This is a genomic window from uncultured Anaerococcus sp. (genome assembly GCF_963512375.1).
In the GTDB taxonomy this organism is placed as follows: Bacteria; Bacillota; Clostridia; order Tissierellales; family Peptoniphilaceae; genus Anaerococcus.
Genome location: NZ_CAUPMI010000007.1, coordinates 74,779 through 84,988 on the forward strand (window position 1 = coordinate 74,779; position 10,210 = coordinate 84,988).

Consider the following 10,210-nt stretch of genomic DNA (forward strand, 5'->3'; position numbering starts at 1 on the left):
CTTTACCTCCAAGTGTTTTTAATTTTGTTTAATCTGCCTTCGACCTCACTCATTGAGTGAGTTTTCACTTCTTTATTTATCTTTGTTAAGAGCGAATTTGTAACTGCTCGCCTTGAAAAGACCATGTTTGTAGTTTTTTCATCTTTTCTTTTGTCAGTGAGAGTTCCATCACAAAAACCCATCTCGATGGCCTTATTCTTATCAAACCAAGTCTCCCCATCCATTAGATTAGAAATCTCTTCTCTGGATAAACCTGTCTTAATCTCATAGGCATTGATGATTGATTCTTTAACTTCCTTTAACATATCTATGGCTTTTTGCATTTCTTTTGAGTCACCAATAGCTACAGTTAAAGGGTTGTGAATCATCATTAATGATGTTGGACTCATCAATACTTCAGTTCCTGCCATGGCAATAACCGATGCTGCTGATGCTGCAAGTCCGTCAATCTTAATGGTCACATTTCCCTTGTGCTCTAAAAGCATGGTGTAAATTCTCGATGCAGCTATACAATCTCCACCAGGGGAGTTAATCCACACAGTTATATCTCCACTTTTGTTTTTTAATTCTTCAAAAAAGAGCCTTGGAGTGATTTCATCATCAAACCAAGACTCTTCTGCTATAACTCCATCTATATAGAGTTCATTTGAATCCTTTTTCCAGTTCCAAAATATCTTATTGTTCTTCATTAGGATTTATTTCTTCTCCTTTCTGCTGATAAAAACTACCTGCCTTTTCAAGTGGTAGCATATTTCCATTTACAAGATATAGGTCACCACCTTCTTCAGGTGATATCCTATCTAGGTTCTCTAATTCTCTTATGTCATTTGCACTCATCCACCCATTCTGTCTTCCCACAGCATATCCATTCATTCTTGATTCATAGTCTCCTCTTAGAAGTCCATCAAGATTGAATTTAATAAAGTAGGATTCTTTTTCTTTCTTTGTTAATAGTGCTCTTTCCAAAGATTGCTCCCAACGAACAATCCAAGGGTCAAGAGTGTATTTAACAAACTCAAGTGATTGTTGTTCTATATTTGAAAATGATGACTTCTCCAAGTCGCCAATCATATGAGGTGGTATTCTAAATATCCTTGCTATCTCATTTAACTGAAACTTTCTTGTTTCCAAAAACTGGGCTTCACTTGGCGCAATAGCTATGGGTTGGTATTTCATTCCTTCTTCAAGTACAGCCACTTTATTGGCGTTCTTAGGGCCTTGAAAGGCAGCATTCCATGACGCTCTAACTCTTTCTGGGTCTTTAATTATGCCTGGATGTTCTAAAACCCCACCTGGCTGTGCTCCATTTTGGAAAAAGCTAGCACCATAATCTTCACAAGCCATAGCCATACCAATTGCATTCTTGGCCATTGTAATTGGCGAGTAACCAATAAGACCATCAAAACCAAGTCCAGGTATATGAAGAACATCTTCTTTTAAAAGGTAAACTTCTTCTGATTTGTGATTATATTTATAAAAGATTTCTCCATCCTCACTTCGCATAACAGTCATTTTATTTGGCATTAATGGGTAAAGTCCTATGACCTCATTTCTGCCATTACGAATTATCTGAGCATAGGCATTACCCCAAAGTAATAGATGGGTCATTAATGTTTCTCTAAATACAAAGGAAGTCATTTCAGTATTTGGTTCATCGTGTAATAAAAAATATATGGCATGGTCTTTTGCTTTTTCCTTTGAGTTTAAATCTCCTCTTTTATATAAATGAAGAGGAAGTCCTGCTAAGGTTTCAGCAAGAACTCTCACACATGAGTAAACTGCTGTCATTTGCATAGCAGTAAACTCGTTTACATTCCTGCCTGCTGCTGTTCTCCCAAATAAAAAAGACGATGAAGATATCCTCTCCCCGTCTTTAGGTTTGTCTCTCGACTTGAATATTAAATTTAAAATATTTATATTAACACCTCCTAAAAGTAAGCATAAGAAAAGCACCTACAGATGTAGATGTTTAACCTTTATTGTAATATTTGTTTGATTTAATCTTCTCTATATTTATAAATTCTATCGATAGTATCCATATCTGTATTCACAATGTATACGTAATTATGATCGTCTGAAACATAGTACTTATATGGTCTGAAAGGATTTCTTAAAAATAAATCAGATACATAAAGGTCATCGGTGTTGTCATTAAGATTTATAATTAGAATTTCCTCTAGTTGTTTAACTTGATCCAATGTAATACTTCTTTTAGAGATATCTATCATACTGTACACTCTGCATTTATTTGGATTAGATGGATCTTCCCCATCCCATAAATATACAGACTGACATCTATCGCATTTCCAAAAGTAATCATTAAACAGTTCATAATCCTCATGAAAAACTATATCCTCAAGCTTTGGATTCTCTTGATTCAAATATTTTCTGTTAAAATCTTGCAATTCCTCTTTTGTGTAAACATCAAATACAATGCTACCATCATGATCTCTCAATATATTTCTGCAAATATAACATCCCATACCGGCCATATCGATTTCTCCTAGTTATTTATTATTAATAATTTAATACCCATTTTACTCTTAAATTACTATAAGTCCCCTGTCATCATAAACTGATTCACTTGTATCATTCCCACACCTTATAGCCCTATCAAGAGCCATGATTGTAGCAATAACTCCATCTATCTTTTCTGTGGATTTTTCCTTATCTGCCTTTATGTTCCCAGCAGGATCTGTGCGAATAAAAATATTGTCCATCATCCATCTAAGAACTGGATGACCTCCATGGGCTATTTTTCTTTCGAGAGTTAGTTTCATTAATTCTTTTGTTGGCGGAGACATATCTTTAAATCCTTGACCAAAGGGAACTACTGTAAAACCCATACCTTCTAAGTTTTGAACCATCTGAACAGCTCCCCATCTGTCAAAGGCAATTTCTCGAATATTATATATTTCACCTAAGTCTTCTATAAATTTTTCTATAAAACCATAATGTACTACATTTCCTTCTGTTGTCATAATATAGCCTTGTTTTTTCCATAGGTCATAGTTTACATGGTCTCTTTTTACTCTTAGGTCGAGGTTATCTTCTGGCAACCAAAAGTAAGGTAATATTTGATATTTATCATCTTCGTCTATTGGAGGAAATACTAAAACAAAGGCTGTAATATCTGTTGTAGATGAAAGGTCAAGACCACCATAGCAAACTCTACCTTTTAATTCTTCTTCATTAACAGCAAAGTTACACAAGTCCCATTTTTCCATAGGCATCCACCTGATTGCTTGTTTGACCCATTGATTAAGTCTTAGTTGTCTAAAAGCATTCTCTTCAGTTGGATTTTGTTTAGCCGATTCACAGGCTTGTCTTACTTTTTCTATAGGAACTGTAATTCCAAGAGACGGATTTGCCTTATGCCATACTTTTTCATCTGTCCAATCATCTTCCCTGTCTGCTCCATAGATTACAGGATAAAAAGTTGGATCCGTTTTCCTGCCTTCAAGTATGTCGACTGCCTTTTGATGCGTCTCATAGCAGATTGATTTGGTATCTGTCCCAGCAGTTGTTATAAGAAAATATAGAGGCTGGGTTCTTGCATCTCCAGACCCTTTTGTCATTACATCAAATAATTTTCTATTTGGCTGAGTATGAAGTTCGTCAAAGACGACACCATGAATATTAAATCCGTGTTTAGAATAAGCCTCTGCAGATAAAACTTGGTAAAAAGAATTAGTCGGCTTATATATCATCCTCTTTTGAGATGCCAAAATTTTTACTCTTTTAGAAAGGGCAGGACTCATTCTTACCATATCAGCTGCAACATCAAAAACTATGGTTGCTTGTTGTCTATCAGCAGCACACCCATAAACCTCTGCTCTTTCTTCTCCATCACCACAAGTAAGGAGGAGTGCTACAGCAGCTGCAAGTTCTGACTTTCCCATCTTCTTTGGTATTTCAATATAGGCTGTATTAAATTGTCGATATCCTGTATCTTTTACAATACCAAATAAATCTCTTATTATTTCTTCTTGCCAGTCAATAAGCTTGAAGTCTTTGCCTGCCCACCTACCCTTTGTATGCTTCAGACATTCTATGAAGGTAACAGCATAGTCTGCTTTGTTTTTATCATATCGGGATGTTTCAAGCATAAATCTACTTGGTTTATATTTCATTTGACCTCCTTCCTCTAAAAACAGGCATAAAAAATAGCCACATGATTGTGACTTCTACTACAACAAATAGAGCCTAAACCCTATTTGGAATTTTATTTTATCTTTGTCTTGCTATGTTTAATTCTTTGTAAGCTTTCTTTAGTTCTCTTTCTAGTATTTCTGATTCTGCAAAAAGTTCAAATTCTTCTTCGTTTAGATTTCCTTGTGACTCTTTCCAAAGTTCTTCATGAAGTTGGTCTGCACATTTCTTTGCTGTTCCTGCTATATCTAAAAGGTTAAATGCTGATCTCATATTTCCTTCTTTTGATTTTTTTATTGAGTTTTCTGAGTATCTTTTGCAGGCTTTGACTTCTGTTTCTAATCTTTCTAGGATATCTTTTTTCATGGTTACTCTCCTTTGATTTTGTTATATACATATTCCCGTATAAGAGAGTATTAGTCAAGTCTTTAATGCCTATAAATCGGCTATTTTTCAATCTTTTTAAAGATTATCTATGAAGTCATCAAACCACTTTGCTCCAATCTCAAGCCTTATCATTGGAAGTCTTCCTAACTTATTGTATTTTAGACGTACTATCCTTAAGTCCTCGGGTAGGTTAGTTTCGTAAAGTGCATTGATTGTTTTTCCCATTGTGATGTAAATTATGTCATCTTCAAGGTAGTCTTTTAAATAATCTTGAAAAGCTAAGTCTCCATTTTCTCCTTCATAAAGTCCAAGCATTGTAATTGCTGAAGAGTCAATTAACTCATTTAAATCTTCTTGTGTTTTCATATATTTGTATGCCATTTTTATTCTCCTTATCTTTTTTTGTTATGTACATATTCCCGTACTATCGAAGATAAGTCAAGTAATTTTTTACCTAAATATCGGCTATTTTTCAACCTTTATCCGATATTTTTTCTATAATATCTTCCCTAAAAATAACATTTAATGTTGAACCATTATCCCATTTTACTAGGATCGATCCAATAGCATCAACACCATAAACTGTACCAAGAGTTCCTTTTGGTGGTACTTGCACATCCTCCATCTTAATTAATTTAACTCTTGTTCCTGATGGATAAATTTCTTTTAATTTTTCTATAATTTCCCTTGAAATCATCTAATCACCTCTTACATACATATATTGCTCAAATACTGATTTATATCAAGTATTATTTATTGTATTTACAAGGCTTTTAAAAATATATATGGCGCATGGAAGAGCAATACCATTGCCCCACATTTTATATTCTGCAGAATCAGTATGAGGATTTTTAAGCCATTTTAATATCTGCTTATCTGTTTTCTTCTTTTTAAGACCTTTTATTTCAGCATCCTTATCAAAAACTTCTCTCCAAAATTCCAAGTCCTCATCTGTTGGATTTTCTATTTCTAAGTTATCACACCAGTAATCTGGGAATCCTTGTAGTCTTCCACATTCTCTTGGCGTTAATCTTCTTACAAGTCTCTGGTTAACAAGTGGAGGGTCTTTATAATCAGTAGCAACTAAAGAAGACGATATATTCTTGTCTGCTTTTGTAAAATGAGAATTCTTGCTCATGGTGTATATATCCTCAACTATTGCAACTCCACCTTGATTTCTTGTAGGAGTATTCCCAGATGTGTCAATTGTTCTTGAAACATCACACTCGTAAATATTATGTCTTTCATTTTTAGTGTTTTCTGAAGTTTGTCTTATATCGTAGACTACAAATGGTTGGTTATTCCCACCTTGTCCTAAGTTTGATGCAAGTGTTTGTGTTTCTTTTAATGGTCCTTTATACCTTGAGTCTTGACTGTGATTTTCAAAAACGAATGGTGCAATTCCTCCACTTGCTCTCAAGGTTCCACTTTCATCAGAATAAAAGTCCATCCTTTGACCACCTTGGTCATTTAAACAGATTGTTTTATTAAAGCTTTCTTTAATGGCTCTGGTATTTCTTTTCCCTTTCTCGCAGCCCTCTGAAGTATCCCCTGACATGCTTTTTTGCTCAAATAATATTTCTCTGGAACTTCCTCCATCAAGATCTGCGACAAGGAAGATTCTTCTCCTTCGTTGGGGTACTCCGAAGTATTTAGCATCAAGGACTCTCCAAGCAAGGGAAAAATTGTCTTCCAGGATTTCTCCCGCTTTTTCCCATTTCTTAGGTCGAGTAAGTTTAACTGTGGAATCCTTAATTCTTGTAATTTCTTCAAGGACGCATCTAAAGTCTTCTCCTTTGTTTGATGAAAAGGCTCCTGGCACATTTTCCCATAGTAGGTATCTTGGATACTTACCATTACTTTTACACCTCATTTCTTTTATAACTCTAATTGCTTCATAAAAAAGGTTAGATTTTTCTCCTTCAAGTCCCGCCCTTTTACCAGCAATAGATAAATCTTGGCAAGGACTGCCAAAGGAGATAATATCAACAGGTTCGATTTCAGACCCGTTGATATCTTTTATATCTCCTAAATGTTTAACTTGAGACAGATTTTTCTGTGTAACTCTTATTGGAAAAGGCTCAACTTCAGATGCCCATATTGGTTTAATCCCACAAAAAATAGCAGCTAAAGGAAAGCCGCCACTGCCGTCAAATAGTGAACCCAATCTTAGTTCTTTATTCATCCTTTACTACCTCAGAGTATTTGTACTCTTTGCCGTTTCTTAAAAGGCTTACATCTTTATCGCTACCAACCAATTCAATAAATCTATTTACTATTACATCTACAAATTTTTCATCAAGTTCTATCATCCTACAAATCCTTTCAGTTTGTTCACAAGCTATTAGTGTACTTCCACTTCCACCAAATGGATCAAGTACAATGGAGTTTGTCATTGATGAGTTTTTAATTGGATAAGATAAAAGTGGAATAGGTTTCATAGTAGGGTGGTCACCATTTTTTCTTGGTTTATCAAATTCCCAAATGGTAGACTCTTTCCTTCCTGTGTACCAGTTATGTTTTCCTTTTTTCTTCCAGCCATAAAGTATTGGTTCATGTTGCCATTGATATGGACTTCTTCCAAGTACAAGGGACTGTTTCTTCCAAATACAAGTACCAGATAAATAAAATCCAGCATCTTGAAATGCCTTTCTAAAATTAAGTCCTTCTGTATCAGCATGGAAAACATATATCGAACCATCATCTGCTAGGAACTTCTCCATATTTAAAAAGGAGCTTAGTAAAAATTCATAGAATTTACCTTGCTCCATATTATCATTTTTAATTTTTCCAGCTGATCCTTCATAGTTTACATTGTATGGCGGGTCTGTGATGATAAGATTTGCCTTTGATTCTACCATTAATTTCTCGTAGGTTGTCTCATCTGTAGAATCTCCACAAACAAGTTTGTGCTTACCTAAGGTCCATATATCTCCAGCTTTTGAAAAAGTAGGTTTTTCTAATTCCTTGTCTACATCAAAATCGTCATCTTCTGTATCATTTCCTAAGTCAAAAATATTAGATAATTCATCTGGTGAAAAACCAGTAAGTTCTACATTAAAACCATAATCTTCCAGGGATTCAATTTCTACCCTTAGTAGTTCTTCATCCCATCCAGCATCAAGAGCCATTCTGTTATCAGCTAGGATATAGGCTTTCTTCTGTGCCTCGTTTAGATGGTCTGCAAAGACACAAGGCACTTCTTTTATACCTTCTTCCTTGGCTGCCATAATTCTTCCATGACCTGCAATAACTCCGTAGTCCTTATCAATAATTACAGGATTGATAAAACCAAACTCTCTAATTGATGATCGTAGTTTGTTAATCTGGTCTGCTGAGTGAGTTCTTGCATTGTTTACATAGGGTACAAGTTTTTCAATATCAACTAATTTCATTTCTTTTGTTGTAATCATATTAGCCCCCACTTAGCAAATTCTTCAAAACCACCAATAGAATTAATATATTTTCTAGCAATTTCTACAATTTCAGAATATGGTCTACCATCAACGGTCTCATCTCCGATTGCACAGGATAATTCAATCTCTTTATTTTCATCTTGTGCCTTTAGGTGGGCATAAATATTAACTGATACATCGGCCTTGGATAGGTCTTTACCATGAAGACCTCCACCTGTTACTGCTCGTCCCATGTCTGAGCCGAGCTTTCTATTAGTTGCTCCAGTATCAACATTATATCCTCCAATCCAATCTCCTAATGGATTTACAATTGCTCTTGGATAAATTGATTTTAAGATTTTTGTAGATATATTTGACTGACAAATAATAAGTTTATCCCCATCAAGAATGTATTTCCCATCGTAAGGATAATTAGAATAAATTTCACGAGCAATTAAAGATAGTTTATTTTCTTCATCTGATGTAGGCACTCCCTTAAAGATTCCATTGTCACCACATCTTATCTTTTCTTTTTGATTATTTGATAGGTGAATATCCTGTTCTACGATTTTAATATTTGAATCAACCTTTCCAGCGATTCTTTGAATTGCTTCTTCAATATCTTTTTTATTTAGATTACAGTCCGTTTCTATAATCACATGACAATTTCCATGCCCCAGCAAAACTTCAACTGCTATTTTAGGATTATCTTTTTCTTTATATGCTAAATCTACAATTGCACCAGCAATACAATCTGCTATTTTATCTGGATGCTTTGGATTTACTTTTTCAAACAATACAATTACCTCCTCTGCCTTAGTAATTTTTCCATCATATCTTCTCCATAGTCTTCATATACTTCCGTGCAGTTTTCTTTAACTATGTCATAAATCTCGTACCATAGAAGATTGGCCGTCTTTTGAAACTGGCTAGACATCTGTACAAATGGAGATGCAATAACTCCACCAGTAGTAGGGTGCTTTCCTAAAAGTCCAAATTGACTTATTGCCTCTTCACATTGAATATATCTTGCAAAAGCCTGGGAGTAGGATTCTAATAATCTTGGATTTACTAAGTTTTCACAGTTTCTCTGTTTTAACCATCCCCAAGTCTCTTTATATATTTCATCAGCACCAAGTGGTATACCATTTTTTTGTTTTGCAGATAGATAATCACTTGGTGTAGGCATATCCGTTCCATCAAGAACTGCTCCATCTGGTAAGTCAACTGCATCTATTTCTTCTGGAGTGAAGGTTGGAATATCATTCATTAGTATTTCTACTTTTTTACCTTTTTCTATTTTTTCAGCAGCAGGCTGTGGTTTACCTCCTGCTTTTACTCTTCTACCACCTCTGTATGTTCCGTCCTTAGCGATAGTATCACCTCCTAATTCATCATCTTCTTTAATAGGGCCTTTGAACCCGTTTTTTTGTGCGTGAGAGGGCGGCACCGTTGGTAGGGAAATCAGTCGTAGAGATTTGACATCCCCCTCCCCACGGAAAACTATCCTCCAAACCTATCTCCACTCTTTGCATGAATCTTTGAGTGACAAGATTTACAAAGACTCATAAGATTATCTTCATCATTAGTTCCACCACGAGAAAGAGGAAGTATGTGATGTACTTCCTCTACCTTTGTCATTCTATTTTCTTTTAAACACATCTCACAAAGCGGGTGCTCTGCTACATATCTTTTTCTTATAAGTCTCCATGCTTTTCCATAACGCTTATGAGTTTTAGGATCTCTTTTATATTTTTCATAGTTTTTGTTGTATTCTTTCTCATGTTTCTTACAGAATCGTCCTTCAACTAATTCAGGACAACCTGGGTGTGAACATGGTCTCTTAGGTTTTCTTGGCACTTTATCACTCCATAAAGAAAGCCCTGAAGATTAAATCTCCAAGGCTCTTTTAATTATTCTTTTGCTATTCTAACTATACTACAACTACTTACTCTCATTCTATCAACTTTACTACATAGATTTAATCGGAATAGAAATCTTTCCTAGTGCATTTCTATGGACATTAAAACAGTACTGAATTGAGTAATTCATATCTACTGCAATCTGCTCCCAAGTATTAAAACAAAGATATCTTTTTTCAAGCACTGTTTGTTCCTCTTTATCTTTTAATTCAAAAATTGAATTAGCTATTTCCTTCTTCAAGTCCACCAACTTATCTATATCCCTATTTATTTCTTCTTGGAGATCTATAATCTTAACAATAGTATCTTCAAGTTTTGATGATCCTCTATTAGGACTCTTAGGCATATCTGATA

General features: G+C 34.8%; 13 protein-coding genes. All 13 read right to left on the reverse strand.

Translation table 11 applies throughout. From position 1 onward, the window contains the following. Positions 1 to 2: 2 nt before the first annotated feature. Positions 3 to 689, reverse strand: coding sequence for a head maturation protease, ClpP-related (locus RRB46_RS04650; RefSeq protein WP_311537692.1), 687 nt, complete (start codon positions 687 to 689; stop codon positions 3 to 5). Then, positions 676 to 1,917, reverse strand: a complete 1,242-nt coding sequence (locus tag RRB46_RS04655; protein ID WP_399529932.1) for a phage portal protein — start codon at positions 1,915 to 1,917, stop codon at positions 676 to 678. Before RRB46_RS04655 ends, RRB46_RS04650 begins: the two co-directional genes overlap by 14 nt. Positions 1,918 to 1,997: 80 nt before the next feature. Continuing rightward, positions 1,998 to 2,492 carry a hypothetical protein gene (locus RRB46_RS04660; RefSeq protein ID WP_311537694.1) on the reverse strand — a complete coding sequence of 165 codons (495 nt, stop codon included), beginning with the start codon at positions 2,490 to 2,492 and terminating at the stop codon, positions 1,998 to 2,000. Between the two features lie 51 nt (positions 2,493 to 2,543). Then, positions 2,544 to 4,133 carry a terminase TerL endonuclease subunit gene (locus RRB46_RS04665; protein ID WP_311537695.1) on the reverse strand — a complete coding sequence of 530 codons (1,590 nt, stop codon included), beginning with the start codon at positions 4,131 to 4,133 and terminating at the stop codon, positions 2,544 to 2,546. A 97-nt stretch (positions 4,134 to 4,230) separates the two neighbouring features. Further along, positions 4,231 to 4,518 carry a transcriptional regulator gene (locus RRB46_RS04670; RefSeq protein ID WP_311537696.1) on the reverse strand — a complete coding sequence of 96 codons (288 nt, stop codon included), beginning with the start codon at positions 4,516 to 4,518 and terminating at the stop codon, positions 4,231 to 4,233. A gap of 96 nt (positions 4,519 to 4,614) precedes the next feature. Continuing rightward, positions 4,615 to 4,920 (reverse strand): hypothetical protein, encoded by a 306-nt coding sequence (locus tag RRB46_RS04675; RefSeq protein WP_311537697.1) that lies wholly within the window; start codon positions 4,918 to 4,920, stop codon positions 4,615 to 4,617. A gap of 91 nt (positions 4,921 to 5,011) precedes the next feature. Continuing rightward, on the reverse strand, positions 5,012 to 5,236 hold the full coding sequence (locus tag RRB46_RS04680; protein ID WP_311537698.1) for a DUF4314 domain-containing protein: 225 nt from the start codon (positions 5,234 to 5,236) through the stop codon (positions 5,012 to 5,014). A 45-nt stretch (positions 5,237 to 5,281) separates the two neighbouring features. Further along, a complete protein-coding gene (gene dcm, locus RRB46_RS04685) occupies positions 5,282 to 6,724 on the reverse strand; it encodes a DNA (cytosine-5-)-methyltransferase (protein WP_311537699.1) in 1,443 nt (480 codons plus the stop codon). Next, entirely contained in the window at positions 6,717 to 7,952 is a 1,236-nt protein-coding gene (locus tag RRB46_RS04690) for a site-specific DNA-methyltransferase (RefSeq protein WP_311537700.1), read from the reverse strand. Before RRB46_RS04690 ends, dcm begins: the two co-directional genes overlap by 8 nt. Continuing rightward, positions 7,949 to 8,731, reverse strand: coding sequence for an S-adenosylmethionine synthetase N-terminal domain-containing protein (locus tag RRB46_RS04695; RefSeq protein ID WP_311537701.1), 783 nt, complete (start codon positions 8,729 to 8,731; stop codon positions 7,949 to 7,951). The genes RRB46_RS04690 and RRB46_RS04695 overlap by 4 nt, the downstream gene beginning before the upstream one ends. A gap of 5 nt (positions 8,732 to 8,736) precedes the next feature. Then, positions 8,737 to 9,309, reverse strand: coding sequence for a P27 family phage terminase small subunit (locus tag RRB46_RS04700; protein WP_200226310.1), 573 nt, complete (start codon positions 9,307 to 9,309; stop codon positions 8,737 to 8,739). Positions 9,310 to 9,437: 128 nt separating this feature from the next. Then, positions 9,438 to 9,794, reverse strand: coding sequence for an HNH endonuclease (locus RRB46_RS04705; protein WP_311537702.1), 357 nt, complete (start codon positions 9,792 to 9,794; stop codon positions 9,438 to 9,440). A 111-nt stretch (positions 9,795 to 9,905) separates the two neighbouring features. After that, positions 9,906 to 10,210: DUF1492 domain-containing protein (locus RRB46_RS04710; RefSeq protein WP_311537703.1), on the reverse strand; the 305-nt coding region annotated here is incomplete at its 5' end.

Bases quoted from the DNA above. Each gene is read 5' to 3' on its own strand.
- RRB46_RS04650 (WP_311537692.1), bottom strand. From the start codon at position 689: ATGAAGAACAATAAGATATTTTGGAACTGGAAAAAGGATTCAAATGAA.
- RRB46_RS04660 (WP_311537694.1), bottom strand. From the start codon at position 2,492: ATGGCCGGTATGGGATGTTATATTTGCAGAAATATATTGAGAGATCAT.
- RRB46_RS04665 (WP_311537695.1), bottom strand. From the start codon at position 4,133: ATGAAATATAAACCAAGTAGATTTATGCTTGAAACATCCCGATATGAT.
- RRB46_RS04670 (WP_311537696.1), bottom strand. From the start codon at position 4,518: ATGAAAAAAGATATCCTAGAAAGATTAGAAACAGAAGTCAAAGCCTGC.
- RRB46_RS04675 (WP_311537697.1), bottom strand. From the start codon at position 4,920: ATGGCATACAAATATATGAAAACACAAGAAGATTTAAATGAGTTAATT.
- RRB46_RS04680 (WP_311537698.1), bottom strand. From the start codon at position 5,236: ATGATTTCAAGGGAAATTATAGAAAAATTAAAAGAAATTTATCCATCA.
- dcm (WP_311537699.1), bottom strand. From the start codon at position 6,724: ATGAATAAAGAACTAAGATTGGGTTCACTATTTGACGGCAGTGGCGGC.
- RRB46_RS04690 (WP_311537700.1), bottom strand. From the start codon at position 7,952: ATGATTACAACAAAAGAAATGAAATTAGTTGATATTGAAAAACTTGTA.